Source organism: Pseudomonas sp. NPDC090203 (assembly GCF_044746765.1).
Classification (GTDB): Bacteria; Pseudomonadota; Gammaproteobacteria; order Pseudomonadales; family Pseudomonadaceae; genus Aquipseudomonas; species Aquipseudomonas putida_AD.
This window is the reverse complement of sequence record NZ_JBIVCV010000003.1, coordinates 500,357-524,672: the sequence shown is the minus strand read 5'-3', so window position 1 is coordinate 524,672 and position 24,316 is coordinate 500,357. Positions and strand designations below refer to the sequence as shown.

The window sequence follows — 24,316 nt, the reverse complement described above, 5'->3', positions numbered from 1 at the left end:
CCGCCCTCACTTAAAACAGCACGCCTAATCGCACGAAACCGGTGTAGTCGAACTTGTACCCGCCACGCACTTCCAGATCACGGTTGATCTCGGTGTACAGATGAACATTCTTGCGCAACCAATAGCCGATTCCCGCACGGGCGCGCAGATAGTCGGTGCGTCGGCCGGTGGGTTCGCCGTCAAGCGTCGACTCTCCGCCCCATGTGCGTGCAATCCCCAGCGATGTGGTGACTTTGTTGTCGAAGCTGTAGCTCACCCACGGCTGGAAGTTGAACGTTGGGTCCTGCTTGAGACGGCGATTGTCGGCGCCGGACTGGTTATTGTCGCCGTACCAGGTCACATCCTGGTTGAGCTCCAGCCGCCATGGGCCCCAGGCCTGGGAGTAAGCCGCCACGATGGCGTGGGCGTAACGGTTGTTGCCCATGTTCAATGACTGCTTGCTGTCATAGGCGCCTGTGGGAAACAGCATGTAGCCGGTAAATGACAGGTAGCGCTTGTGCTCGGGGTCGTCGATCGGCCAGAAGGTTGCCGCAATGTAGGGGTCGGACAAGCCGCTCTCATGGCCGATTTTTCTGCCGTTGAAGGTCAGGTCCTGGCTGCCGAAGGGCAAGCCGAACTGAAGCTGTACGCGGTGTTGTGCGACCTCGAACATATGAAACAGCCTGACCAGGCCCATGCGGGTTTTCAACTCCGTGCCCTTGCTGACCGCGTGGCCGTGGTCCGGTTGAAACTCGCCGGCCTTGCCACCGCCCAGATAGAGCAAGGCCAGATTACTTCCGACAGGGATCGGGATATAGGCACCAGGGGATGCATCGACGGCGTAGGCGTTATTGGCGCACACAGCGCCCAGAGCCAGAGAAAGGGTAAAGCCGGCGCGCAGGCTTAGCCTGCACGCGCATTGGGAAGTGTGCATGAAAGTACCTTATTGTTGTTATTGAAGTTGGCAGTGCAACGAAGTTGTTTATCGGTTGAGCACCTCCCATAGTGCGGGCAGGAAAACTTCCTGAACCAGGATCTGTTGGTGTTTGCGGCTGAATATGGAGTGTCGTTGCCAATGGTTTTCAGGCGCGCGGCACAGGTGTATTTCGCTGCGTGACCAGGGCGTATCGCCGAACAGCAATTGCCCCAGTGGGACACTGCCCCGTTGTAACGGGGCCGCTGTGTCATCGCTGCCGTTGGCCGCAACCATCACCGAGCGGGCGAAGATCAGAGGCTGGCCCAAACCCGTCAGGTGAACCTCGCGGATCCAGCCTGCTGCACCCCGTGGCTGGCCCAGCCGCTGGCATTCGTCTGCCGACAATGTCCCGGGCTCTTCGCGCAAGGTGACAACGGCGAAGGACGGGCCGGCGATTTCAACCAGCCGGCGGGTCAGCGATCCTCGGTCCAGCAACCAGTCGGCGCAGATCGCGTCCAGCCCCGGGACGGGCTCAGCCTTGCGCCTGGATGTCATAGGAAATGCGACCTGCAGGCAGGAAGAAGAAGGCAATCAAGGCGCCGTTCTTGACCTCGGGGTAGTGGTGGCTGCCAGGCGAAGGTGCCGTCCAGCCAGCGCCTTGCCAGCCCAGCGGCCCGGCCAGCACCGCGTCCTTGTCCAGGGGAATGACCATGTTCAGCTCGCCATAGGGGTGGCTGTGGTAGTCGCCACGGAAGGTGCGCTGGGTGTTGTCCAGTTCGAAGCCTTTGCTGTCCATGTACACCGCCGTGATGCTGAAATAGAAGGTTTCAGCACAAGGTTCACAGAGTCGGCTGCGGCGATAATGGGGCCCTGCGATTTCGATATTGGCCGCCCAGCCCTCGGCGACGCCTTCGATGACCAGGTCAGCGATGCGTCGATAGGTCTCGCTGTCCGGGCCGTAATGACGGTTGAGCCATTTTTCGATATCGGCGCTTGCGGTCTTGTCTTTTATCGTTGCCAGAAACTCGATGCACAGCTCAATCAGTTGATCGCGCTTTTCCATCTGCCAATCCTCACGGGTTTAATTAATCAATAATTTCCCATAGTTGCGAACAGGCAAAAAACGATCATTCTGCAGAGTCGTATTGCACGCTGTTCATATGGCCTGGGCCTTTGAATATCAGCTTGCAATCGATTGAACCTTGGATTCCAATTCACGGCACAATTGTTCGTACCGACCGCACCTTAATGTGACTGATACCTGATGATTGCTTTCGACAAGCTGGATCTGAACTTGATAAGAGTGTTCGACGCGGTCATGCAGGAGCGCAGTGTGCTGCGTGCCAGCCAGCGTCTGCATCTGAGTCAGTCAGCGGTCAGCCACGCCTTGTCACGGCTGCGTGAAGGCCTGGGTCAGGAGATTTTCGTGCGCACGGCAAAGGGCATGACGCCCACCAGTTTCGCCATCGAAATCAGCGGCCCGTTGCGTGACGCGCTCAACAGCATGAGCAACGCCCTGGCGCAGGCCGCCTCGGCGTTTGAACCCCATAGCGTCAGCCGCTCATTCACCCTGGCTGCCAATGACTACATCTGCGCGACCTTGCTGCCGCAACTCAACCGGCAGTTGGCTCAGGCCGCGCCAGACATCGATCTCATCATCACCCCATCGACCCGCCTGGACCTGGCCGAGCAGATCGATCTGGGGTGCATCGACGTGGCCATTGGCGCGTATCGCAGCGTGCCTGACCGGCTGCGCACGATACCGTTGCTGTCGCAGGAGGAAGTGCTGTTGTGCAGCCGTCAGCACCCCCTTGGCACGGGCGCAGTGACGCTGCAGGATCTGGTCAGGTACCCGCTGGCGGTGGTGTCGCTGGGCGGGGATGGGGAAGGCGCGCTCAGTGGCTACATTCTGGAGCGAGGGCTCGCCCGACAGGCTCAGATGTATGATCGCAATGCGCTGGAACAGGCCCTGACACAGGCCGGGTTATCGGTACGCAGGCAGATCGTGCTGCCTCATTTCCTGGCGCTTCCGATGCTGCTCGAAGACAGCGAGCTTCTGGCAATCATGCCGCTGCCACTGGCCCGAACTTTCGCCCGAACCCTGGGATTTGTGGTCAAGCCACTGCCTTACCCCGTGGCGCGGCAACAGGTGGACATGGTCTGGCACAGCAGCAACGACAACGACCCTGCCCATCGCTGGCTGCATGGCCAGATCAGCGCGGCGGCCAATGCAATCGTCAATCAGGACGGCTGATTTCCCTGTAGGTGCACGGCTTGCGAGCGGGGTGGAGTGTCAGGGGATATCTTCGTCACAGACACATCGTCCCGCCGGCAAGCCGTGCTGCTCCGAGGCCGTCAGAGAATCAGCCTTGGCGCACGGCGCGGCAGCATTTGACCAGAGCCTCACCCACGGCTTTGACTTCGCCGGCAACAACCTCGTTGTTCAACTGGTTGTTGTCGCCGAACGCCTGATAGGCCTGGCCCAAGGTAAAGCTCTGAGGAATGACCAGAGCGCCAAGTTTCTCCAACACGCCGCGCATCGCCAACATCGAGCGGATGCCGCCCATGGGCCCTGGCGATGCGGAGATCACCGCCGCCGGCGTATTGGCGAACAGCTCCATGCCCGAGCGCACTTGCGCAATCGGACGGCTCATCCAGTCGATGGTGTTCTTCAACAGCGCAGGATAGCCACCGTTGTAGTCAGGTGACGCGACCAGCAGCGCATCGTGTTCGCCGAACAACGCTTGCAGGCGCCTGGCGTGATCGGGAACGCCCAGTTCCTTCTCAAGGTCGCTGTCGTAGAACGGCAACGGGTAATCCCTCAGTGAAACCACAGTGACTTGCGCTCCCGCTGCCAATGCGCCTTGCACGGCGACATTCAGGAGTTTCTGATTCACGGAACCTACACGCGCACTGCCACACATGGCCAGGATTCTGACTGCCATCTTGATGTACACCTCATGTTGCGGTTGAAGAAACGCAGAAGACGGGGACGGTGAAGTGTTCCCGGTGATTACTGATCGAATCCGATGAATCGCGCCAGCTCTTCGGTCCGTGCGCGGGGCATGCGCAGCGAGTTGAGCAGCGCGTTGTCGTCGGCATAGCCCAGCGACATGCCGCAGACGATCTCCTGCCCGTCGTCCAGATGCAGGAAGTCGCCGATCAGGTTTTGAAAGCGAGCGAAGGAGACTTGAGGGCAGGTCGCAAGGCCCCGGGCCTGAGCGCTGAGCATCAGGGTCTGGAGGAAAATGCCGTAGTCGACCCAGCTGTATTTTTTCAGGTTCGAATCGATGGTGAAGATCAGTCCAACCGGCGCGCCGAAGAATCCGAAGTTCAATCCGCTGACTCGCGCTCTTGCGCCAGCATCGCATTTGTCGACTTGGTGCAATCCATAGAACAGCGCTCCGAACAGCTCCTGACGCTGGCGGTATCGTTGCCCAAGATCACTTGGAAAATGGGTCAGCTGTTCCGAATGGGGGTCGTTGTGGGCGGCCATCAGCAAAGCGCTCAGTGCCTGCTTCGGCTCGCCGGTCAGCACATGGACATTCCAGGGCTGAATATTGGAATTGCTCGGCGCAAGGCGCGCGATGTCGAGGATCTCGCTGATCAGGGTCTTGGGCACAGGCGTTGGCAAAAATGCCCGAGCTGCCCGACGTGAAGTGACCAGTGAATCAAATTCAAGCACACGCGAACTCATAGCAGACCCCACCACACGAACTGTCTTGTAATTAGTCAGGCGAGTGTTGCACAGCGTCCGGGGGAACAGCAGTGAAGTGTATGCAGCCTGAAAGTGTACGGCGTGCAGTTGGGTTTCCAGGGTTTTTCATCGCGGTGTGTCACTGATCGAGCCCTGAGGCCCCGTCCGTCGAATCAAGTGCACTTACCCTTCGGGCATTTCCTCTGAATGATAGGCGCGGGTGTTCTGCGTCACTGATGGGAGAGTTGCCATGTCTATCGACCACAACGGGCCAGATGCCGCGTACCCAGGCCCAGACGAGAAATCATTCGATACCGGCCAGGAGTCGGGCCTTGAGCAGGCCAGTAGCGAACCCAAACAGGGCAGCGGCGAGCGGCCTGAAGACTGGAATCCTCCGCCGGGCAATCCTGGGTCCGATCAGGATGCGCAAACCGGTCGCGACAATGGTGGCGCCGGGGCAGGAGAGAAGGAGGGCGTCGATGACGAGTTGGGGTTTGACCCTGACTCACCGGATCTTGCCGATCCGCAGATCGACCCGCCGCATCCGGCGCGTACCAGCAACGATCCTTGATGTGGGAGTGGGTTAGGGATTATTGCGCCACGTCCGAGGTGTGCGCAAAATCGCGCGATATCCCCGTAGCAGTCCGGCTTGTCGGCGATGGCGATCTTGAATCCGCCCCCGCCGGCAAGCCGTGCTGCTACGGAACGGCAGCCATGCCCAGATTCCGCGAACAACCCGACCCCGTAGCAGCCGGGCTTGCCCGCGGGAGCGATTCTGAGGCCGCCGACGCCGGCAAGCCGGACTGCTACGCGAGCGTGGTGGTCCGCCAGGTCCGCGCGGTCATTCCTCGGACGGAGTTACAGCCTCAGGCGCTGCTTCAGCCGCCAGCTTCAAACGGTCGGCCTTGCTGATGTAGGTCGATTTGCGCTTGGGCGCGAGTTTGGCGCTGGCTTTTTTTGCGTGGGCCTTGAGCAGTTGCTTGATTTTCTTCTGACGGTTCATGGTTTTCGATTCGAGGCAATGGTGCGTGCGCGGGCCTGCCAGAATACTGAGAAGGCCGGGTGAACACCACTCGTGTTAACGTTTGCGCTCATCTTGCCGAGACCCTGCACCATGTCCATCGCCGACAATATCCTGGCCTTTACCCTGGCCGCGACCGTGTTGACCCTCACCCCTGGCCTGGACACCGCCCTGGTGCTGCGCACAGCGACGGTGGAGGGCAGGTTTCAGGCGTTTCGGGCGGCGCTGGGCATCAATGCCGGGTGCCTGTTGTGGGGGGCGGCGGTCGCTTTCGGACTGGGTGCGTTGATCGCGGTGTCCGAGCTTGCCTTTAATGTGCTGAAATTCTGCGGCGCGGGCTATCTGGCCTGGCTGGGGCTGAACATGCTGTGGCGCCCCCGTCGCTCGCTGGCTTCCGAAGCGACTGCCGCAAGGCCTGACGCCAACTGGTTCATGAAAGGGATGCTGGGCAATCTGCTCAATCCCAAGATCGGCATTTTCTACGTGTCGTTCCTGCCGCAGTTCATTCCGCAGGGTCAGCCGCTGGTGGCCTGGACCTTCGGTCTGGTGAGCATTCATGTGGTGCTTGGGTTGCTCTGGTCGCTGGCGCTGATCGCCGCCACGCAGCCTCTTGCCGGTGTACTGCGCAGTCCGCAGGTCATTACCTGGATGGACCGCGCCACGGGCATGATCTTCGTGCTGTTCGCGGCGCGTCTGGCGTTCAGCAAGCGCTGAATGCAGGGCGATTGCCCGGCCGGAGCCGGGCAACCGTTTCGTCAGCCCAGGTGATGGGTTTCGGCCAGCCCGAACACCGGGGTCGGCAGCCCTTCGAAGCGTGCCTTGAGTTGCAGCGCCAGGTACAGCGAGTAATGCCGTGACTGGTGCAGGTTGCCGCCGTGGAACCACAGATTCTGCTGTTGCGTGGGCTTCCACATGTTGCGCAGCTCACCCACGTACGGTCCTGGGTCCTTGGTGGTGCCCGAACCCAGCCCCCAGCAGCGGCCCACCTTGTCGGCGACTTCCTGGGAGATCAGCTTCGCCGCCCAGCCATTCATCGAGCCGTAGCCGGTGGCATAGACGATCAGGTCAGCCGGCAGGCGGGTGCCATCGTTGAGCACCACGGCGTCGGCTTCGATGCGCTCCACGCCAAGCCCCGGCGCGCTCTTGAGCTTGATGGTGCCGTCGGCGATCAGTTGCGAGGCGCCGACGTCGATGTAATAGCCCGAGCCGCGCCGCACGTACTTCATGAACAGCCCCGATTCGTCATCGCCGAAATCGAGCATGAAACCGGCCTTGCTCAGGCCCTCGTAGAAGTCCTTGTCACGCTCCTTGATGGCGTCGAACACCGGCTGGTGGAAGCTGGGCATGACCTTGTACGGAATCGAGGCAAACAGCATATCGGCCTTGTCGGTGGTCAGCCCGCTCTCCACGGCGTCTTCGGAGTACAGCCCGCCGAACACCAGATCCATCAGGCTGTCGGAGCGCACGATGTGGGTCGAGGAGCGCTGGACCATGGTCACCTCTGCGCCGTTCTCTACCAGGTCCGCGCAGATGTCGTGGGCCGAGTTGTTGGCGCCGATGACCACTGCGCGCTTGCCGCGCCAGGCATCGCCACCGGGGTGGCGGCTGGAATGATGCTGCTGGCCCTTGAAGCTTTCGGCACCCGGATAGCTCGGCACGTTGGCAACGCCGGACATGCCGGTGGCAAGGATCAACTGGGTCGGGTGCAGGGTCAGGCGCTCGCCGTTGCGCTGGACTTCCACGGTCCAGGTGCCGCTCTGCTCGTCGAAGCTGGCGCCGATGCACTCGGTGCGGGTCCAGTAGTTGAGCTCCATGACTTTGCTGTACATCTCCAGCCAGTCGCCGATCTGGTCCTTGGGCGTGAACACCGGCCAGTGATCGGGGAAGGGCAGGTAGGGCATGTGGTCGTACCAGACCGGGTCGTGCAGGCACAGCGACTTGTAGCGGCCGCGCCATTGATCGCCGGGGCGCTCGGCCTTGTCGATGATCAGGGTAGGCACGCCCATGCGCTTGAGGCGTGCCGCCAGCCCCAGGCCGCCCTGGCCGCCGCCGACGATCAGGCAGTAAGGTTGAGTGGTAATGCCTAGGGAGGCTTCTTCATCGCGGCGGCGCTCAGCCCAGTTGCGTTTGTCAGGGTGGCCATGGCCGTGGGTGGCCCCAAGCGGGCGGCGGCGGCCGTTGGGTTCCTCGAACCCCTTGAGTTCACGCATGGTGGTCAATAGCGTCCAGCACAGGCCGTTCTTAAGGCGCACGTAGCCCTTGCCGCGAGCGGTATCGGTTTCCAGGCTGATCCAGCCTTCGAGCACGCCGTTGTCCAGCGTGGCGTCGCCTTCGACTTTCCAGCCCTGCGGGCGAGTCTGTTCAAGGCGGGTTTCGAGCATGTCCCGGATGGCGGGCTTGCCTTCCAGAGTGACGAGGTTCCAACTGAACAGCAGCAGGTCTCGCCAGTAGCACTCTTCACTGAACAGGCCGAGGGTGGCATCCAGATCGCCCTGGCCGAGCGATTGCTCCAGGCGTTCGAGCCAGTCGGTGAGCTGGGCAGTGGGGTTCTGTAGCGGGGTTTCGATCGCGACATTCATGGGGCTTCTCCCTGTTTTTTGTTTTTGTGGCGACAGGGCTGTCAGCAAGGGCCGGGCCATCTCGCTGAAAGGCGCTTTGTAGAGGGCGTGCGAGCCGATCTGCCAGACGACGGCGGGGATGCCGCCGGCGTGAATGTCACGAATTCGGGAATGGCGCAGGACAAATTGTCACCCCTGCAGCGCTGGTGACGATAACCGACCGGTAATCCGCCCATGCCGCGGCATTTGTTCTAAGCTGCCCATTCAAGTTGTGTCGCAATCGCAGCGGAGAACAAGAACAATGACATCTGCCTTGATCAGCGCCCATGCCCAGCAGGTGCTGCAAGCGGTGCATGGCTCGGCCCAGACGCAGGGCCATGGTCCGATGGCCGACGCCGCCATCACCCGCTCATGGCGCCGATGCCTGGACCAGCACCAGCTCGATCCGGCCAGCCAGCGTGCGCCCAATGTGGTCGAACACCCGCGCTTGCAGGATCACCGTGCGCCGCTGGAACACATCATCGCCGTGGCCCGCTGGCAGATGAGCAGCCTGCATCAGCAGCTGGGTGGCGACGGCCATGTGGTGCTGCTGACCGACGCCCAGGGCGTGGTGATCGACAGTGTGTTCAATGAGGCCGAGCGGGTGGATTTCCAGCGCGCCGGGCTGTGGATGGGCGCGATGTGGAGCGAGGACATCGAAGGCACCAATGGCGTGGGCACCTGCCTGGTGGAACGTCAGCATGTGACGATCCGCCGGGATGAACATTTCCGTGGCCGTCACGCGGGCCTGACCTGTTCGGCAAGCCCCATCTTCGACGCCCGCGGCGAACTGCTGGCGGTGCTCAACCTGTCCAGCGCCCGTGAAGAGCACAGCCTGCACCAGCGCTTCCAGGCCATGGCGCTGACCAATCTTTCCGCCAAGCTGATCGAAAACTGTTTTTTCCTCGGTCACGAGCCCCATCGCTATCTGTTGCGGTTTCACCCCGAGGCGCGGTTCGTCGGGTTGTTGGGGGAGGGCTTGTTGAGTTTTGACGACACTGCGCGGATCTGTTCGGTCAATCAGGCGGCGCTGGATCTGTTGGGACTGGCCCGTGAACAATTGGTTGGACAGCCCCTGACGCTGTTGCTCGAATCGCCCCTTGAGCAGTTGCTCGCCCACGCGAGCCCGCAACCTGGCCTGTGCTGGCCGCTGCGCCTGGCTGACGGGCGCCTGTTCTATGGCCAGTTGCGCGAGCCGGTTCGCACCCCCGCAAGACCTGCGGCCGAGCTGCCAAAAATCCTCGACACCCGAGTGTGCCTCGAAGACCCGCGTCTGCAGCGCGGTCTGTCCCGCGCATTGCGGGTGCTGGAGCGGGACGTGCCGGTGTTCCTGCATGGCGAAACCGGCACCGGCAAGGAGGCGTTCGCCGCAGCGCTGCACCGCGCCAGCTCCCGGGCGCGCCAGCCGTTTGTGGCAATCAACTGTGCGGCCATTCCTGAAACACTGATCGAGAGCGAACTGTTCGGCTATCGCGGCGGCAGTTTCACCGGGGCGCGCAAGGAGGGCATGGTCGGCAAGCTCGAGCAGGCCCATGGCGGCATCCTGTTTCTCGACGAAATCGGCGACATGCCGCTGGCCCTGCAAACCCGTTTGTTGCGGGTGCTGGAAGAGCGTCAGGTGGTGCCCCTGGGCAGCGCAACGGCCCGTGCGGTGGATGTGCGGCTGATCAGCGCCAGCCATCAGGACCTGCAAGCCAGCGTGGCCGAAGGGCATTTTCGTGAAGACCTGTTTTACCGGCTGGGCGGGTTCACCGTGCAACTGCCGCCTCTGCGTGAACGCTCGGACAAAGGCAGCCTGCTCGATCTGTTGCTGCGTGAAGAGGCGGCGGGTAGCGCGATCACCCTGGAACCGGGCGTGCGCGAGCATCTGTTGGCACAACCCTGGCCTGGCAACGTGCGCCAACTGCGCACTTGTCTGCGCACTCTCGTGGCACTGGCATGGGAAGGGCTCGTCAGTCTCGAAGACGTCGTCGAACTGCTGCCGGGAGCAACTACGCCGCGTACATTGGGGGAGGATCCGCTCGGCACTTCAGAGCGACAGACCCTGTTGACGCTGATCGACGAGGAGCACTGGCACATCGGCCGGGTGGCCGAGCGTCTGGGAATCAGCCGAAATACCTTGTATCGCAAACTCAAGCAGCACGGCATTGCCCGGCAGGGATCGGCCCAGGGCCAATAGCCTTTGGGGCAGTTCTGCCAGCCGGATGAGCCCCGCCAGACATCGGCGGGGCCCGGTCGCGTCAGCTCAGGGCGACCTTGGGGAAGTCCACAGGGATATTCAGGGCGACGTTGATGTAGTTGGTGAACAGGTTCAGCGCGATATGCGCCATGATCTCCACGACCTGCTCATCGCTGAAGCCGGCGTCGCGCAGGCCGGTGACGTCCTGATCGGTAATCTGTGCGCGCTGTTCGACCACTTTCAGGGCGAAGGTCAGAGCGGCAGCAGTCTTGGCATCGTTAGCCTTGCCGATCTGCGCAGCCGACATTTCAGCGGACGTCGCACCGGCTTTCTGACCGAGCACGGTGTGGGCCGCCAGGCAGTATTCGCAGCGGTTGCGATTGGCGATGGCCACGGCGATCTGCTCGCCGAGCTTGGCGCCCAGCGTGCCTTTGCCCAGTGCGCCGAAAGCAGCCCACATGCTCTGCAGGGCCACCGGAGAGTTGGACACGGCCTTGAACATGTTCGGCGTAGCGCCGAATGCCTGGTGGATCTGGGCCAGGATCGGCTGGCTGGCGGCAGGGGCGTTTTGGGTCTGAAGGTTTACACGGGACATATCGATCTCCTGAGAAGTGGGTGCTGTGTGATACAGCGTGGCCAGTCTAGGAAAAGTTGCTGTATGATTGGGATCAATACATTCACTAAACATACCCATTAGTACAAATGCAGACACTGCCCCCACTGGATCGACTTTCAGGCATCCTCGAACGCTTTCGGGTTCAGGCTCAGCTCTATCATTCGGGTGCCCTGTGCGGAGTAACGACCTTTTCCGCGAGTGAAGGGTATGGCTACCTGCATGTCCTGCGCCGTGGCGAGTTGCAGGTGAGCCACCCGGGCGACCGTCGTGGGCTGGGCTTGCTGCGATTCGATGAGCCGACGTTGCTGCTGTACCCACGGCCCTTGACCCATCGCTTTCACAATCCGCCGCAAGAGGGTTCGGACTTCACCTGCGCGCGGCTGAGCTTCGATGGCGGCGCCTACAATCCCCTGGCCCGGGCGTTGCCAGCGCTGGTGGCGATACCCCTGGCCCGGGTACCGGGGCTGGAGATGGCCCTTGAGTTGTTGTTCTCAGAGACCGATCAACTGCGCTGCGGCCAGCGACTGCTGGTGGACCGCATCTTCGAGGTGGTGGTGATCCAGTTGATGCGCTGGTTGCTCGACCATCCTCAGGAAGCCGGGGTGCAACCGGGCTTCATCACCGGGCTGTCGGACCCGCGCCTGGCCCGGGCCCTGGTGGCCATGCATGACGCACCGGGGGAGAACTGGTCGCTGGAACGCATGGCCGGCTGTGCGGGGATGTCGCGCACGGCCTTCGCCAATCGCTTTCGCGAGGTGGTCGGGCAGACACCTGCGGATTATCTGGGTGACTGGCGCATGGCATTGGCCCAGGGGCGACTGCGCGCCGGGCAGCCGATCAAGTTGCTGGCCGAGGAGCTGGGCTACGCCAACCCCTCGGCGCTGTCGCGGGCATTCGCGGCCAAGGTGGGGATGTCGCCACGGGAGTGGCTGGCCAAGGCGGCGCAAGAGGCCGACGTCTGAGGAGGTTGCGATGAAACAACTGCTGATCATCGGCATCGGTGCAGGGAATCCTGAATACATCACGATTCAAGCGGTCAAGGCGCTCAACCGGGCCGATGTGGTTTTCCTGATGGACAAGGGCTCGGACAAGGTCAAGCTCAACGACCTGCGCAGGGACATCTGCGAGCGCTACATCGAGCACGGCAATTATCGGATCGTCGAGGCGCTGAATCCCGAGCGGCGGCGCGAGGCTGCGGATTACCGGCGGGCGGTTGACGATCTGAACGCGCAAAAGCAGCAGACCTTCGAGCGTCTGATTGCCGAAGAACTGGCCGATGGGGAGTGTGGGGCCTTTCTGGTGTGGGGCGACCCGTCGCTGTACGACAGCACCATCCGCATTGTGGATGCGATCATCGAGCAAGGCCGGCACGACATTGCCTACGAGGTCATCCCCGGCATCACCAGCGTTCAGGCGCTCACGGCCCGGCACCGCGTACCGCTCAACAGTATCGGGCAATCGGTCGAGATCACCACCGGGCGGCGTGTGGCCAAGGGCCTGACCGGAGATGCCGAGAGCGTGGTGGTGATGCTGGACGCCGAGAACAGTTGGCAGACCCTGGTGGATCAGGACCTGGATATCTATTGGGGGGCGTACCTGGGGACGCCGGATGAGATCCTGATTGCCGGCAGGTTGAAGGACGTCGCCGACGAGATTCAGCGCGAGCGCAGCGCGGCTCGGCAGCGGCATGGCTGGATCATGGATACCTATTTGCTCAAGCGAAGGGATTAGGCAACCCCCGTAGCAGTCCGGCTCGCCGGCGACAGCGTCCTCAAGATCGCCCCCGCGGGCAAGCCCGGCTGCTACGGGTTTGGTGTCGAACGTAGAATTTGCGTACATCCATTTGTCTGTAGCAGTCCGGCTCGCCGGCGTCAGCGGTTTCGAGATCGGCGACGCCGGCAAGCCGGACTGCTACGGGTTTGGTGTCGGACCTGGCATTTGCGTACCCCAATGCTTCGTAGCAGCCGGGCTTGCCCGCGGGGACGGGCTTGAGGGCACTATTGCAGTTGGGTCAGGCGCGTTTACCCAGGCGCCAGATCAGCAGCGCCGCCAGTAGCTGGCTGATGGCGTAGAAGGTAAACAGGCCTTGGGCCGTCCACTGGGCGTCGATCAGCAAGCCGGCTGCAGCGGGGGAGACGATTGAACCCAGGCGCCCGGCCGCCAGCACCAGACCCACGCCGCGGGTGCGGATGGCAGTGGAAAACGCCCGTGGCGCCAGCGTAAATAGCCCGGCAATCGCGCCATACAGCAACATACCGCTGCAAAAGCCCACCGCGCCCCCGAGCCAGCCCAGGCGGGTCGCGGGCACGATCAAGCCCATCAAGATCGCATCCAGCAACACAAACCCCAACAACAACCTGCCAACGCCTATTCGGTTGCCGCCCAAGCCCATCGCCAATGCACCGAGCATGCCGCCACTACTGAGCAACATGCCGCCTGCCGCGCCGTCCTTTTCGGAAAAGCCACTCTGAATCAGCAGCGTCGGCGTCCAGCTGGTCACGAAGTAGAAACTGAACATGATCAGAAACAGCGCCGTCGCCAAGGGCACCGTCAGTTGCCACTGGCCCGGGGCGAACAGTTGCCGGTAGTTCATCGACACCGAAGCAGGCCCTGAGCTGCGCTGACGGCGGGTGCCGAGCGCAAGAAATGCCTCGGACTCACGCAACCACAACACCCCGGTCAGCCAGCCGCCCAAGGTAATGCAGCCACCCGCCAGAAACACATAGCGCCAGCCTTCAGTGTCATTGAGCGTGTGAGCCAGCATGCCGCCCACGCTTGCGCCCAGCCCGAATCCCACCGACTGCAGGGCCACGGCAAGGCTGCGTCGCTCGGGGCTTGCATGTTCATGGGCCAGCACGTTGGCCCCCACCACGACCGCCCCGACGCCAAGCCCCGTCAGGCCACGCAGCAGCATCAACGAGTACAGGTTCTCGCTCCAGAACGACAACAGCATGCACAGACCGCTCAGCAGCAGCCCCATCAGCAACATCGGCCGGCGCCCATGACGGTCGGCAGCAGGCGCGGCGAACATCGACCCGCAGGCCATGCCCACCAGGCTTGCACTGAGCAGCACCCCAAGCTGCGAGCCGCTGAGCCCCCATTGCGCCGAGACGCTGTTGGCCGTGAACGCCATCGCCATGACGTCCAGCCCGTTGATGACGTTGAACAGCATGCAGAGGCTGACGATCGCCCACTGAAACGCCGACATGGAGATGGGGTTGATCCCTTCGCGCACCAATCACTTACTCTTGTTGTTGTGGCCTGTTCCATTGGCAGGTCCCGCTAGGGCAACCGCCACGTTCGCACGGCGCGCATGGTATCAATACTTGGCGCGCTGGCGTGTGTGTCATGAATGGCGATTGACGTTATTTCCAGCTTCTGGATATCTTGTCCAGATGAAAAAACACACCCCCGAACAACACGCCCTCATCGAACAGCTCGGCCACATCGCCAAGGGCCTGAGCGAGACCTTCAGCCCGTTCTGCGAAGTGGTGTTGCACGATCTGCGCGATCCTCAACATGCGATCCTGGCGATTCACAACAACCTCTCCGGGCGCAGCGAAGGCGACCCCGCCACGGAACTGGGCCTGGCGCGGATTGCCGACCCGGCCTATCCCCAGGTGATCGCCAATTACCCGAACCGCTTCAGCGATGGCCGACAGGTGAAAAGCACTTCGATTGGCATCAAGGACTCCACCGGCAAGTACGTTGCGGCGCTGTGCATGAACGTCGATCTCTCGGTTTTCCGGGGGCTGCAGGGCATGCTTGACCAGTTCAGTGCCTTTGGCGAAGACCGTCCCGAAGAAACGCTGGAGGTGGGCAGCGCAGAGCTGATACGTGGCCGCATCGACCAGTTTTCCGCACGCCTTGCCACCACGCCGCGCGCGCTAAAGGCGGCGGACCGGCGTGTGCTGATGCAGGAATTGCGCGAGGCCGGGCTGCTGGACATCCGCCGCTCGATGGAAACCGTGGCTGCGTACCTGGGGGTTTCCCGGGCGACGGTCTACAACGACGCCCGGTAAGGTTCAGGTTGGCTCAGGGCAGGGCGCTGACCTGTGCCAGCGCTTCGATTTCCACCAGATAGCCATGGTGCAATTCCGGCACCGGCACCACCACCCGGGCCGGGCGATGGTTGCCCAGGCGCTGGGCATAGACCCGGTCGAACTCCGGCCAATGCTCCACGCCCGCCACATACACCGTGACCTTGACCAAATCCTCCACCGAACAGCCGGCCGCCTCCAGAATGGCCAGCAGATTGTCGAGCATCAGCCCCACCTGTTGGGTGAACGGCGCGTCGAGGTGATGGCGCCCGTCGGGGCTGACCGGCAGTTGACCTGAAATGTGCAGCGAACCTTGATGGATGACTGCCTGCGAGTAATGCCCGGCAGGTGGTGAGGCGCGCTCGGTGGTCACGATGTGCATGGTGTCTTTCCTGGCCCCGGCGTTCATGAAGTGAGCAACGCCGCGTAGCGTTCGATGTCGACGTTGCCGCCGGTGATGATCACGCCCACGCGCTTGCCCCGCAGTTGCTCTTTCATCTTGCGCACCGCTGCCAGCCCCAGGCAGCCGGTGGGCTCGACCACTATCTTCATGCGCTGGGCGAAGAACTTCATGGCGGCCACCAGTTCAGCGTCGGACACCGTGACGATGTCGGTCACCCCGGCCTGAATGATCGGAAAGGTGTAGCGCCCCAGATGCTGGGTCTGGGCACCATCGGCCAGGGTCGCTGGGGTATCGATGTGGACGATCTCGCCCTTGCGCAGCGATTGCAACCCGTCATCGCCAGCTTCTGGCTCGACGCCATACAGCAGGCAATCCGGGGCCAGGGCGCGGGTGGACAGCGTCGTTCCCGAGAGCATGCCACCGCCGCCGAGCCCGACGAACAGCGCGTCCAGCGGGCCGGTGCTTTCCAGCAACTCCTTGGCGGCGGTGCCTTGTCCTGCCAGCACATCGGGGTGATCGTACGGAGGAATCATGGTCATCCCGTGTTCCAGCGCCAAGGCCCGGCCGATGGCTTCGCGATCCTCGGTGTAGCGATCGTAGAACACCACTGTCGCGCCGTAGCCCTGGGTCGCTGCCACTTTGGCCGCCGGTGCGTCGTTGGGCATGACGATGGTGGCGGGCATCTTCAGCAGCGCTGCCGCCAGTGCAATGCCCTGGGCGTGGTTGCCCGAAGAGAAGGCCACCACACCGCCCTTGCGTTGCTGTTCATCGAACCGGGACAGGGTGTTGAACGCTCCGCGAAACTTGAACGAGCCGGTGCGCTGCAGGTTTTCACACTTGAAGAACAGCTGCGCGCCGATTTCTTCGTCAATGGTGCGTGAGGTCAGGACCGGGGTCTGGTGCGCATGACCTTCGATGCGCGCGGCCGCATCCTGTACGTCTTTGAAGGTGGGTAGAGACAGTGAGTCCACAGCGATCTCCTCGGGTGCAGAGTGAATGGCGTTGCAAGACACATTATCCATATTTAGACGTTGTGTAAATTGGCGGGCGACAGCTGTGATCCGCCCGGGCTTTCCGGGGTATCATTGAGCCTCGATCAACGTCCCAGCCCGCCTGTACGGGGCACCTCCCAAGAGCCGCATACCTGATGCTATCCGCCGAGTTGAAATCCTTCCACATGGTTGCTCGCCTGGGCAGCATCACCCAGGCGGCGAAGAAGCTCGGCTTGAGCCAGCCCACCGTCACCACACAGATTCGCAACCTGGAAGCGCAATACGGGGTCGAGCTGTTTTATCGCGGCGGTCGTCGCCTGACGGTCAGCGAGGAGGGCGCCCGCCTGCTGCCGATGGTGCAGAAACTGCTGCAGCAGGAGGCCGACATCGAGTTCTTCCTGCGTAACAGCGGGCAGATGCAGGGCTGCCTGAGGATCGCGGCGACGGCGCCTTACTACGTGCTGGATCTGGTCCGGCGTTTTCGAGAGCGCTTCCCGCAGATCCAGGTGACCCTGGAAATCGGCAACTCGCAGCAAGTGGTCGAGGCGCTGGAGGAGTACCGGGTGGACCTGGCCGCGTCTTCGCAACTGGAGGACGACGGGCGATTCACCCAGTTGGTGCTTGGCCACGATCCTCTGGTGCTGGCGGTGCATCGCAGCCACCCGTTGGCGGTTCATTCGCGGCTGTCGCCTGCGGCCCTGGCCGGGCATTGCCTGCTGATGCGCGAGACCGGCTCCACGACGCGGATGCTCACCGAGCAGATGCTGCGCGCAGCAGGTGTGGCGCCTGGGCCAATGCTGGAGATTGGCAGCCGCGAGTCGATCCGTGAAGCGGTGCTGCGCAACATCGGCATCAGCGTGATTGGTCGCCATGAGGTGCCGGACAACCCGGATCTGCGCGTGGTGACGCTGGACGATGCGCCGATGATCCCCGAATATCTCTACTGTCTGCGCGAGCGTCGCCAGGCACGCCTGCCAGCGGCGTTCCTGAGCATTGCCCGGGAAACCTGCTAGCCCCGCCGTTTCACATCACAAAAATGCTGATACCACTATCGGCAGCTTTTGCCTTTTTGCCACGAAGCCTTCGCAAGCGGCGCTCAGGATAACCCTCGTTTTCTATCAAGCGAGGTTACCCCCATGGCCACTGTCGATCTGCAATTGCGCGACATTCATAAAGGCTTCGGCACGTTCAAGGCGCTGGACGGCGTGTCGCTGGATATCGCGGCGGGGGAACTGGTCTGCCTGCTGGGCCCGTCGGGCTGCGGCAAGACAACCTTGCTGCGCTGCATCGCGGGCCTGGAGCATCAGGATAAGGGACGCATTCACTTTTCCGGGCGTGATGTCTCGACCTTGCCGCCACAGGCCCGGGACTACGGCATCCTGTTCCAGTCCTACGCGCTGTTTCCCAACCTGACCGTCGGCCAGAACATCGCCTACGGTCTGTCGGGGCAGGGGCGCGAGGCCATTCGTGCGCGGGTTGCCGAAATGCTCGAACTGGTCGGTCTCGGTTCAAGCACCCACAAATACCCGGCGCAGCTCTCCGGCGGCCAACAGCAGCGCGTTGCCCTGGCGCGTGCCCTGGCGCCCAGCCCGTCACTGCTGTTGCTCGACGAGCCGATGTCGGCACTCGATGCGCGGGTGCGTGAGCACCTGTGCACAGAGCTACGGGGGCTGCAGCGCCAGCTCGGGATCACCACCCTGATGGTGACCCACAACCAGGATGAAGCCATGTTGATGGCTGACCGCATTGCGGTCATGAATCACGGCCGGGTGGAGCAGTACGCGACAGCGCAGCAGATCTACGACAAACCCGCGACTCCCTTCGTCGCCGAGTTCGTGGGCCAGGGGAACTGGCTGCCGTGCCATCGCGAAGGCAGCCAGGCCCGCGTGGGGCAGATCAGTCTTCGCCTGGCCCAGGCCGGCGGCAATGCCCAGGGCCGTCTGTTCTGCCGCCCCGAGGCGGTGATGATCAACCCCCAGGCGCAACAGGAAAACCAGTTCGCGGCGCGCATGCACGAGATGACCTTTCTCGGCAATCGCTGCCGTGTGAGCTTCGAACTCGATGACTTGCCGGGCCACGCGCTGCTGGCCGAGATGGCGCCGGAAGCCATGCCGCTGTTGCAGGGCAACCGGATTCGGGTCGCCATGCCCCCGCACAGCCTGCAGGTGTTCGTCTGATGGAACAGGTAAGCACCCTGTCGGCGCAGGCGACAAGCACTCGCCGATCCGAAGACCTGACCGACCGCCTGTTCATCCAGGGCGGCCAATGGCTGATGCTGGTTCTGCTGGTGCTGGCCGTGGTCCTGCCGCTGCTGGCCATGATCTGGCGCGGGCTTGCCGGTGATGCGCAGCAGGGCGGGGGGCTGGCTGCGGCGGCGGAGCTGTTCGGCGGTGCCAACTTTCGCTGGCTGCTGGGTAACAGCCTGACCAGCGCCATGACCGTGGTGATGATCGTTGTGCCATTGGCCTACGGTTTCGCCTATGCCCTGCAGCGCACCTGTATCCCGGGCAAGGGCGTGTGGCGTGGCATCTCGTTGCTGCCGCTGCTGGCGCCGTCGATGTTGCCGGGGATCGCGCTGATCTACCTGTTCGGCAACCAGGGGCTGCTGCGGGGCTGGGTCGCGGACAACATCTATGGTTTCTGGGGCATCGTGCTGGGTCAGGCGATCTACACCTTTCCCCATGCCTTGATGGTCCTGCTCAGCGCGCTGGCACTGGCCGACGCAAGGCTGTTCGATGCGGCGTCGAGCATGGGGGCTTCGCCGTGGCGCGCCTTTCGCAGCATCACCTGGCCGAGCAGCCGCCAGGGCGTGTTCGCGGCCGGCTGCCTGGTGTTCACCCTGTGCGTCACCGATTTCGGCGTGCCGGTGGTGGTCGGTGGCGACTATCAGGTGTTGGCCCTGGAAGCCTACAAGGCAGTGCTCGGCCAGCAACAGTTCGGCCGCGGCGCGCTGATCGGCATGTTCCTGCTGCTGCCGGCACTGCTCAGTTTCGCGGTGGACTTGTGGTTGCGCCGTCGCCAGCGCGATGCGATGAGTGGCCGTGCGCAGATCTATCATCCCAAGCCCCACCGCCGTCGCGACGCAGGCTTCCTGCTGCTGGTCGCACTGGTCAGTGCAGCGTTGCTCGGAGTGTTTGGGATGGCGGTGTATTCGTCGCTGGTCAAGTTCTGGCCGTACGACCTGTCCCTGTCGCTGAACAACTACGGTTTCTCCGAATTGCCTGGCGGCTGGCTCGCCTACCGCAACAGCCTGCTGCTGGCCGGTGCCTGCGCGCTGTTCGGCGGTGCGCTGATCTTCACCGGCAGCTACCTGCTGGAGAAGACCCGCCAGACTCGCCTGACCCAGGTATTGCGCCTGCTCTGCTTCATCCCCATGGCGGTGCCGGGGCTGGTGCTGGGTCTGGGCTACGTGTTCTTTTTCAACCTGCCGGCCAATCCGCTGCACGCGCTGTACGGAAGCATGACGCTGCTGGTGATCTGCACCGTGGCGCACCTGCTGACCACCGCGCAAATGACCACCGCCACTGCGCTGCGCCAGCTCGACGGCGAGTTCGAGGCGGCAGCGCTGTCGCTCAAGGTGCCGATGTACCGCCACTTCCTGCGTGTGACCTTGCCGATTTGCCTGCCCGCACTGCTGGACATCATCCGCTACCTGTTCGTGTCGGCCATGACCACGGTGTCGGCGGTGATCTTCCTCTACAGCCCGGACACGGTGCTGGCGTCGGTTGCCGTGCTGAACATGGATGACGCCGGCAGCGTCGGCGGTGCCGCCGCCATGTCCACCCTGATCCTGCTCACATCCGCGGGCGTCTCGCTGCTGCTCGCCCAGGTTTCGCGCGGCTTGCTCAAGCGTTCCCAGGCCTGGCGCGTGGCGCCCGGTCATTGATGCGCTAACCCGGCACGAACTCTCTGATCGTCTTCTCAATCAAGCCCATTTCCCCACAGGAGCTCTCCCATGTTCAAACCCGTTGTCGTGCTCACCAGCCTGCTCGCCGCCATGACCCTGCAAGCCCAGGCAGCCACTGAACTGACCGTCTACACCGCGCTGGAAGTCGAGCAGCTCAAGCCTTATCAGGAGGCGTTCGAGAAGCAGAACCCCGACATCCGCATCAAGTGGGTGCGCGACTCCACCGGCATCGTCACGGCCAAGCTGATGGCCGAGAAAGACCGTCCCCAGGCTGACGTGGTCTGGGGCTTGGCGGCATCCAGTCTGGCGATCCTGGACAAGCAGGGCATGCTCGACGCTTATGCGCCCAAGAACCTGGATCAGATCAGGGCCAACTACCGCGACAGCGCCAACCCGCCGTCCTGGGTCGGCATGGACGTCTGGGCCGCGAGCATCTGCTTCAACACCGTCGAGGCGCAGAAGCAGGGTCTGCCCAAGCCAACCAAGTGGGAAGACCTGGCCGATCCGGTCTACAAGGGCAAGATCATCATGCCTAACCCGGCGTCCTCCGGGACCGGCTACCTGGACGTCAGCGCCTGGCTGCAGACCTTTGGCGAAGACGGCGGCTGGGCCTACATGGACAAGCTGCACCAGAACATCGGCCAGTACACCCACTCCGGCTCCAAGCCCTGCAAGCAGGCGGCGGCGGGTGAGTTCCCGATCGGCATTTCCTTCGAATACCCGGCCGTGCAGCTCAAGCGCAAGGGCGCGCCACTGGACATCGTGCTGCCCAAGGAAGGCCTGGGCTGGGAGATCGAGGCCACTGGCATCATCAAGGGGACTGCCCATCTGGATGCCGCGCGCAAGCTTGCAGACTTCTCTGCCAGCCGCGAGGCCATGAACCTCTACAAGGCCAACTTCGCGGTGCTGGCCCAGCCTGGCCTGGCCGAGCCATTCCAGGAGCTGCCGGCCGACTACGAACAGCGCCTGATCAAGAACGACTTCAACTGGGCCTCGGAGAACCGCGACCGCATCCTCGCCGAATGGCGCAAGCGCTATGACGGCAAGTCCGAGCCTGTGAGCAAGTGATCAACGGGCGTCACCCGTCATCCGGGTGACGCCCTGATCTATCCCGCCGCTGTGGCGGTTCTCTTTCAGTTCAGGAGTTTCTCAATGAGTCAGCACGACTGTGACTTGCTGATCGTCGGCGCGGGCATTCTGGGGCTTGCCCATGCCTGGGCGGGTGTTCGCCGTGGTCTGAAGGTGCGGGTCTTCGAGCGCAGCGACCGGCCCCTGGGCGCTTCGATCCGTAACTTCGGCCAGGCATTGGTCACCGGCCAGGCGCCGGGGCCAATGCTTGACCTGGCGCGCCAATCCCACGGTTTGTGGGGCGAACTGGCCGACGCTGCCGGTCTGGCCTTGAAAAAACAGGGTTCGTTGATCTTTGCACGCAGCGAGGCCGAAGAAGCGATGCTTGAGGCGTTCTGCAGAGGTCGCGCCCGCGAGCAGGGCTATCGCGTCGAACTGCTGCGCGGCGCTGCGTTGCAGGATCTGTACGATGGCCGCTTCGTGCACCATCGCGCCGCCTTGCACGGCCTGGATGACCAGCAGCTGTTTTCTCGCGAGGCCTTGCCGCAGATCGTCGATTACCTGCGTGGGCTGGGGGTCGAGTTCCACTTTTCGACCCTGGTGAGGGATGTCGAAGCAGGTGCTGCGTTGACCACGGCTGGCCGCTTCAAGGCACGGCATGTGGTGGCCTGCTCGGGGCACGATTACCAGACGCTGCTGGCCGAGCAGATAGCGACGTTGAAGCCTTCGGTGTGCCGCTTGCAGATGCTGCGCGCTCGCCTGGAGCAACCTCTGGACCTGCAGCATTCGGTACTCACGGGCTTGAGCTGTGTCCATTACGGCGCGTTCTCCGACCTGCCGGAGGCCGAGTCGATCCGCACGCAGATTCGGCGCGACACCCCTGAACTGGAAACCCATGGCATCCATTTGCTGGCAAGCCCCACGCCCTACGGCGAACTGATCATTGGCGACTCCCATCACTACGGCAACGACGCCGAGCCGTTCAACGACGAAGCCGTCGACCGTCTGATGATCGACCTGGCCGAACACACCCTGGGTGGGCGGCTCCAGGTGCTGGAACGCTGGCAAGGGGTGTATGGCAGCCGTGGGCCGGGGCCGTTCAGTGTCTTGCAAGTCGGTGATACCGTGACTGCGGTACTGATGCACACCGGGCTTGGCATGAGTGTCGGCCTGGGGCTGGGCGAGCGCACGGTGGCGGCGTTGCTGGGGGAGGGGCGCTGGCCTGACGCGATGTCGGGGTAGGGTGTGGCTGAACGCGGTTGAGTGCACCGTGAGGATTTATTACCGGCACCGGGAGCATCCGTGAACTAAGCTGCGGGATCGTGCGAGGCGCATTTTCGACGGTACGCGCAAGATGCCTCCCGGGTTGGCCATCCCTGAAGCAAGGGCTGCCAATCAACGACGTACCACCTGCATCGGGTCGATGACCAAGGACGTCAGAGGTTGCGTATGTTCAAGCGTCACTCGGGCTGGTTCATGTCGCTCCTGATCACGGTCTGCCTGCCCCCCGGCGTCGCGCTCGGAGCCGAGGGCTGCAATCACCTGACGGCCACCGGCAACGCCGAATATCCCCCGTACCTGTGGCGCGATCCGCAGAACCCGCAACGGTTGATCGGTGCCAACGCCGAGTTGCTCAAGCAGTTGGGCACCCGGCTGGGGCTCGACATCGACGTGGTGTATGCCGGCCCCTGGTCGCGAGCGCAGGAGGAGGTGCGGGCAGGGCGCATCGACATGCTGGCCGGGTATTTCCTCACCCAGGCGCGCCAGCAGGTGGTGGACTTCATCGATCCGCCGTTTCTGGTGACCTCCAGCCGGGTCTGGGTGCGGCGCGACGAAACGCTGGTCTACCGGGGCTGGAACGACCTGATCGGGCACAGCGGCGGCACCCTGGTCAACAACAGCAACGGCCAGGGCTTCGACGATTTTGCCCGGGCCAATCTGTCCCTCGAAGCCGTGCCGACCGCCACCCAGGCTTTCCAGAAGCTGATCCTCAAGCGCAATGACTACGTGATCTTCGAGTACTACCCCGGCATGGCGCTGGCCCGCACGCTGGGCATCGAGGACGTGGTGCAGGCCCTGGAGCCGCCAGTGAGTAGCGAAGGGCTCTATCTGGCGCTGTCGCGCAGTTCGACCTGCATGACTACGGCGCTGCGCGAGCGGGTTGCCGCGCAGATGCAGGAAATCGTCTCGGGCCCTGTGCCACAGGCGCTGTTGAAGGCCAATCTGGAACTCTGGGGTTCGCAACAGCGCCAGGCGGTGAAACCCTGAGTGCTATCCGTGTTCAGAAAGGGCGGCCTGATTGACGGCGTCTTCCATTGCCCTGATCCAGGGCTTATCGCCGACGCTTTGTGCCAGCAATCGCGCGCCCAGCATGGCGGCGAACAGCACCATGGCCTTGTTCTGGTCCGGGATCGCTGGCGGGTTGTCGGTGCTTGCCGGGGCCATGGCATCGAGAAAGCTGTCGAACAGGGTTTTCGTGCCTGAAACGTAGGCGTCGGCACAGGCCTGGTCCACTTCGCCTGTGGCCACGGAGCCTGCGAACATCAGCATCGGGCAGTGCAGGGGGGATGAGCGGTTGTGCAGGTACTGGCGCACCATCGCTGTGCCTGGGTGTTCCAACTGGCTGTCGGCGCGCTGGCGAACCTGCTGCCAGCCCCCTCTGGACTGATCGAAGGCCAGGGCGAAGGCTTCGGCCACCAACGCATCCTTGGACTCGAAATGCTTGTAGAAGCCGCCGACGGTCATGTCGTTCGCCGCCATGATCTGCGCCACGGAAACGTTCTCCACCCCTGATTCCCGAAACATCCGGCAGGCGGTCTCGACGATGCTGGCGCGATTCTCCTGCGCTTTTTCCTTTGAAGAACGTCCCACGATGCACTCCCGCATTTGATATTTCTGAGC

Annotated in this window: 25 protein-coding genes; 13 read left to right on the top strand and 12 right to left on the bottom strand. The window is 63.0% G+C overall.

The features are described 5' to 3' along the window. Positions 1 to 10: 10 nt before the first annotated feature. From ACIPO9_RS07825 to ACIPO9_RS07815, 3 genes are read right to left on the bottom strand one after another with little or no spacing between them, the layout of a single operon-like run. Positions 11 to 913 (bottom strand): transporter, encoded by a 903-nt coding sequence (locus ACIPO9_RS07825; protein WP_400779835.1) that lies wholly within the window; start codon positions 911 to 913, stop codon positions 11 to 13. A 48-nt stretch (positions 914 to 961) separates the two neighbouring features. Further along, on the bottom strand, positions 962 to 1,450 hold the full coding sequence (locus ACIPO9_RS07820) for a chorismate--pyruvate lyase family protein (RefSeq protein WP_400607881.1): 489 nt from the start codon (positions 1,448 to 1,450) through the stop codon (positions 962 to 964). After that, positions 1,428 to 1,958 (bottom strand): DUF4863 family protein, encoded by a 531-nt coding sequence (locus ACIPO9_RS07815; RefSeq protein ID WP_400779833.1) that lies wholly within the window; start codon positions 1,956 to 1,958, stop codon positions 1,428 to 1,430. The genes ACIPO9_RS07820 and ACIPO9_RS07815 overlap by 23 nt, the downstream gene beginning before the upstream one ends. Before the next feature lie 201 nt (positions 1,959 to 2,159). Here ACIPO9_RS07815 and ACIPO9_RS07810 point away from each other — a divergent pair, with 201 nt between their 5' ends. Continuing rightward, a complete protein-coding gene (locus ACIPO9_RS07810; protein ID WP_400779831.1) occupies positions 2,160 to 3,149 on the top strand; it encodes a LysR substrate-binding domain-containing protein in 990 nt (329 codons plus the stop codon). Positions 3,150 to 3,258: 109 nt separating this feature from the next. Here ACIPO9_RS07810 and ACIPO9_RS07805 read toward each other — a convergent pair whose 3' ends face one another. Beyond that, a complete protein-coding gene (locus ACIPO9_RS07805; protein ID WP_400779829.1) occupies positions 3,259 to 3,840 on the bottom strand; it encodes an NADPH-dependent FMN reductase in 582 nt (193 codons plus the stop codon). Between the two features lie 68 nt (positions 3,841 to 3,908). After that, the gene (locus ACIPO9_RS07800; RefSeq protein ID WP_400779827.1) at positions 3,909 to 4,592 is read right to left on the bottom strand and encodes a nitroreductase; all 684 of its coding nucleotides are present in this window, start codon (positions 4,590 to 4,592) and stop codon (positions 3,909 to 3,911) included. A 250-nt stretch (positions 4,593 to 4,842) separates the two neighbouring features. On the opposite strand from ACIPO9_RS07800, the gene ACIPO9_RS07795 reads away from it, so the two are divergent. Then, positions 4,843 to 5,163, top strand: coding sequence for a DUF6021 family protein (locus tag ACIPO9_RS07795; protein ID WP_400779825.1), 321 nt, complete (start codon positions 4,843 to 4,845; stop codon positions 5,161 to 5,163). A 270-nt stretch (positions 5,164 to 5,433) separates the two neighbouring features. Here ACIPO9_RS07795 and ACIPO9_RS07790 read toward each other — a convergent pair whose 3' ends face one another. Next, positions 5,434 to 5,595 (bottom strand): DUF2986 domain-containing protein, encoded by a 162-nt coding sequence (locus ACIPO9_RS07790; RefSeq protein ID WP_274130385.1) that lies wholly within the window; start codon positions 5,593 to 5,595, stop codon positions 5,434 to 5,436. Positions 5,596 to 5,706: 111 nt separating this feature from the next. On the opposite strand from ACIPO9_RS07790, the gene ACIPO9_RS07785 reads away from it, so the two are divergent. Continuing rightward, complete coding sequence (locus ACIPO9_RS07785; RefSeq protein ID WP_400779824.1) at positions 5,707 to 6,327, top strand: LysE family translocator; 621 nt, start codon at positions 5,707 to 5,709, stop codon at positions 6,325 to 6,327. 41 nt (positions 6,328 to 6,368) lie between these two features. Here ACIPO9_RS07785 and ACIPO9_RS07780 read toward each other — a convergent pair whose 3' ends face one another. Further along, positions 6,369 to 8,192, bottom strand: a complete 1,824-nt coding sequence (locus tag ACIPO9_RS07780; RefSeq protein WP_400779822.1) for an NAD(P)/FAD-dependent oxidoreductase — start codon at positions 8,190 to 8,192, stop codon at positions 6,369 to 6,371. Positions 8,193 to 8,472: 280 nt separating this feature from the next. On the opposite strand from ACIPO9_RS07780, the gene ACIPO9_RS07775 reads away from it, so the two are divergent. Further along, complete coding sequence (locus ACIPO9_RS07775; protein WP_400779820.1) at positions 8,473 to 10,389, top strand: sigma-54-dependent Fis family transcriptional regulator; 1,917 nt, start codon at positions 8,473 to 8,475, stop codon at positions 10,387 to 10,389. A 61-nt stretch (positions 10,390 to 10,450) separates the two neighbouring features. Here the strand turns inward: ACIPO9_RS07775 and ACIPO9_RS07770 are convergent, their stop codons facing one another. Then, a complete protein-coding gene (locus ACIPO9_RS07770; RefSeq protein WP_400779818.1) occupies positions 10,451 to 10,984 on the bottom strand; it encodes a carboxymuconolactone decarboxylase family protein in 534 nt (177 codons plus the stop codon). Positions 10,985 to 11,091: 107 nt separating this feature from the next. Here ACIPO9_RS07770 and ACIPO9_RS07765 point away from each other — a divergent pair, with 107 nt between their 5' ends. Together ACIPO9_RS07765 and cobF are read left to right on the top strand one after the other, a co-directional pair. Further along, positions 11,092 to 11,967 carry an AraC family transcriptional regulator gene (locus tag ACIPO9_RS07765; RefSeq protein ID WP_400779816.1) on the top strand — a complete coding sequence of 292 codons (876 nt, stop codon included), beginning with the start codon at positions 11,092 to 11,094 and terminating at the stop codon, positions 11,965 to 11,967. Between the two features lie 10 nt (positions 11,968 to 11,977). Further along, a complete protein-coding gene (cobF, locus tag ACIPO9_RS07760; RefSeq protein WP_400779814.1) occupies positions 11,978 to 12,736 on the top strand; it encodes a precorrin-6A synthase (deacetylating) in 759 nt (252 codons plus the stop codon). Between the two features lie 280 nt (positions 12,737 to 13,016). Here cobF and ACIPO9_RS07755 read toward each other — a convergent pair whose 3' ends face one another. Beyond that, on the bottom strand, positions 13,017 to 14,240 hold the full coding sequence (locus ACIPO9_RS07755) for an MFS transporter (RefSeq protein WP_400779812.1): 1,224 nt from the start codon (positions 14,238 to 14,240) through the stop codon (positions 13,017 to 13,019). 160 nt (positions 14,241 to 14,400) lie between these two features. Between ACIPO9_RS07755 and ACIPO9_RS07750 the strand changes: the two genes are divergently transcribed. Next, on the top strand, positions 14,401 to 15,027 hold the full coding sequence (locus ACIPO9_RS07750) for a transcriptional regulator (RefSeq protein WP_274130376.1): 627 nt from the start codon (positions 14,401 to 14,403) through the stop codon (positions 15,025 to 15,027). A gap of 13 nt (positions 15,028 to 15,040) precedes the next feature. On the opposite strand, the gene ACIPO9_RS07745 is transcribed toward ACIPO9_RS07750, so the two are convergent. Both ACIPO9_RS07745 and ACIPO9_RS07740 read right to left on the bottom strand, forming a co-directional pair. After that, complete coding sequence (locus ACIPO9_RS07745) at positions 15,041 to 15,427, bottom strand: RidA family protein (protein ID WP_400779810.1); 387 nt, start codon at positions 15,425 to 15,427, stop codon at positions 15,041 to 15,043. A 23-nt stretch (positions 15,428 to 15,450) separates the two neighbouring features. Then, positions 15,451 to 16,410: a threo-3-hydroxy-L-aspartate ammonia-lyase gene (locus ACIPO9_RS07740; protein ID WP_400779874.1), complete on the bottom strand. Its 960-nt coding sequence runs from the start codon at positions 16,408 to 16,410 to the stop codon at positions 15,451 to 15,453. Positions 16,411 to 16,595: 185 nt separating this feature from the next. Here ACIPO9_RS07740 and ACIPO9_RS07735 point away from each other — a divergent pair, with 185 nt between their 5' ends. The 6 genes from ACIPO9_RS07735 (at position 16,596) to ACIPO9_RS07710 (ending at position 23,683) form a co-directional block, all read left to right on the top strand. After that, positions 16,596 to 17,453: a LysR family transcriptional regulator gene (locus tag ACIPO9_RS07735; RefSeq protein WP_274130374.1), complete on the top strand. Its 858-nt coding sequence runs from the start codon at positions 16,596 to 16,598 to the stop codon at positions 17,451 to 17,453. A gap of 123 nt (positions 17,454 to 17,576) precedes the next feature. Continuing rightward, a complete protein-coding gene (locus ACIPO9_RS07730) occupies positions 17,577 to 18,617 on the top strand; it encodes a putative 2-aminoethylphosphonate ABC transporter ATP-binding protein (protein WP_400779808.1) in 1,041 nt (346 codons plus the stop codon). Further along, positions 18,617 to 20,326, top strand: a complete 1,710-nt coding sequence (locus ACIPO9_RS07725) for a putative 2-aminoethylphosphonate ABC transporter permease subunit (protein WP_400779806.1) — start codon at positions 18,617 to 18,619, stop codon at positions 20,324 to 20,326. The genes ACIPO9_RS07730 and ACIPO9_RS07725 overlap by 1 nt, the downstream gene beginning before the upstream one ends. A gap of 69 nt (positions 20,327 to 20,395) precedes the next feature. Continuing rightward, positions 20,396 to 21,415, top strand: coding sequence for a putative 2-aminoethylphosphonate ABC transporter substrate-binding protein (locus ACIPO9_RS07720; protein ID WP_400607837.1), 1,020 nt, complete (start codon positions 20,396 to 20,398; stop codon positions 21,413 to 21,415). A gap of 84 nt (positions 21,416 to 21,499) precedes the next feature. Beyond that, positions 21,500 to 22,657 (top strand): TIGR03364 family FAD-dependent oxidoreductase, encoded by a 1,158-nt coding sequence (locus ACIPO9_RS07715; protein ID WP_400779804.1) that lies wholly within the window; start codon positions 21,500 to 21,502, stop codon positions 22,655 to 22,657. A gap of 207 nt (positions 22,658 to 22,864) precedes the next feature. Next, positions 22,865 to 23,683, top strand: a complete 819-nt coding sequence (locus ACIPO9_RS07710; protein ID WP_400779802.1) for a substrate-binding periplasmic protein — start codon at positions 22,865 to 22,867, stop codon at positions 23,681 to 23,683. Between the two features lie 3 nt (positions 23,684 to 23,686). On the opposite strand, the gene ACIPO9_RS07705 is transcribed toward ACIPO9_RS07710, so the two are convergent. Then, the gene (locus tag ACIPO9_RS07705; protein WP_400779800.1) at positions 23,687 to 24,286 is read right to left on the bottom strand and encodes a TetR/AcrR family transcriptional regulator; all 600 of its coding nucleotides are present in this window, start codon (positions 24,284 to 24,286) and stop codon (positions 23,687 to 23,689) included. Positions 24,287 to 24,316: the final 30 nt, after the last annotated feature.

What these genes read in the sequence shown, in the direction of transcription:
- ACIPO9_RS07815 (WP_400779833.1), bottom strand. Translation starts at nt 1,958, where the DNA reads ATGGAAAAGCGCGATCAACTGATTGAGCTGTGCATCGAGTTTCTGGCA.
- ACIPO9_RS07770 (WP_400779818.1), bottom strand. Translation starts at nt 10,984, where the DNA reads ATGTCCCGTGTAAACCTTCAGACCCAAAACGCCCCTGCCGCCAGCCAG.
- ACIPO9_RS07795 (WP_400779825.1), top strand. Translation starts at nt 4,843, where the DNA reads ATGTCTATCGACCACAACGGGCCAGATGCCGCGTACCCAGGCCCAGAC.
- ACIPO9_RS07715 (WP_400779804.1), top strand. Translation starts at nt 21,500, where the DNA reads ATGAGTCAGCACGACTGTGACTTGCTGATCGTCGGCGCGGGCATTCTG.
- ACIPO9_RS07810 (WP_400779831.1), top strand. Translation starts at nt 2,160, where the DNA reads ATGATTGCTTTCGACAAGCTGGATCTGAACTTGATAAGAGTGTTCGAC.
- ACIPO9_RS07730 (WP_400779808.1), top strand. Translation starts at nt 17,577, where the DNA reads ATGGCCACTGTCGATCTGCAATTGCGCGACATTCATAAAGGCTTCGGC.
- ACIPO9_RS07765 (WP_400779816.1), top strand. Translation starts at nt 11,092, where the DNA reads ATGCAGACACTGCCCCCACTGGATCGACTTTCAGGCATCCTCGAACGC.
- ACIPO9_RS07800 (WP_400779827.1), bottom strand. Translation starts at nt 4,592, where the DNA reads ATGAGTTCGCGTGTGCTTGAATTTGATTCACTGGTCACTTCACGTCGG.
- ACIPO9_RS07805 (WP_400779829.1), bottom strand. Translation starts at nt 3,840, where the DNA reads ATGGCAGTCAGAATCCTGGCCATGTGTGGCAGTGCGCGTGTAGGTTCC.
- ACIPO9_RS07820 (WP_400607881.1), bottom strand. Translation starts at nt 1,450, where the DNA reads ATGACATCCAGGCGCAAGGCTGAGCCCGTCCCGGGGCTGGACGCGATC.
- ACIPO9_RS07790 (WP_274130385.1), bottom strand. Translation starts at nt 5,595, where the DNA reads ATGAACCGTCAGAAGAAAATCAAGCAACTGCTCAAGGCCCACGCAAAA.
- cobF (WP_400779814.1), top strand. Translation starts at nt 11,978, where the DNA reads ATGAAACAACTGCTGATCATCGGCATCGGTGCAGGGAATCCTGAATAC.
- ACIPO9_RS07735 (WP_274130374.1), top strand. Translation starts at nt 16,596, where the DNA reads ATGCTATCCGCCGAGTTGAAATCCTTCCACATGGTTGCTCGCCTGGGC.
- ACIPO9_RS07710 (WP_400779802.1), top strand. Translation starts at nt 22,865, where the DNA reads ATGTTCAAGCGTCACTCGGGCTGGTTCATGTCGCTCCTGATCACGGTC.
- ACIPO9_RS07745 (WP_400779810.1), bottom strand. Translation starts at nt 15,427, where the DNA reads ATGCACATCGTGACCACCGAGCGCGCCTCACCACCTGCCGGGCATTAC.
- ACIPO9_RS07780 (WP_400779822.1), bottom strand. Translation starts at nt 8,192, where the DNA reads ATGAATGTCGCGATCGAAACCCCGCTACAGAACCCCACTGCCCAGCTC.
- ACIPO9_RS07785 (WP_400779824.1), top strand. Translation starts at nt 5,707, where the DNA reads ATGTCCATCGCCGACAATATCCTGGCCTTTACCCTGGCCGCGACCGTG.
- ACIPO9_RS07720 (WP_400607837.1), top strand. Translation starts at nt 20,396, where the DNA reads ATGTTCAAACCCGTTGTCGTGCTCACCAGCCTGCTCGCCGCCATGACC.
- ACIPO9_RS07725 (WP_400779806.1), top strand. Translation starts at nt 18,617, where the DNA reads ATGGAACAGGTAAGCACCCTGTCGGCGCAGGCGACAAGCACTCGCCGA.
- ACIPO9_RS07775 (WP_400779820.1), top strand. Translation starts at nt 8,473, where the DNA reads ATGACATCTGCCTTGATCAGCGCCCATGCCCAGCAGGTGCTGCAAGCG.
- ACIPO9_RS07825 (WP_400779835.1), bottom strand. Translation starts at nt 913, where the DNA reads ATGCACACTTCCCAATGCGCGTGCAGGCTAAGCCTGCGCGCCGGCTTT.
- ACIPO9_RS07750 (WP_274130376.1), top strand. Translation starts at nt 14,401, where the DNA reads ATGAAAAAACACACCCCCGAACAACACGCCCTCATCGAACAGCTCGGC.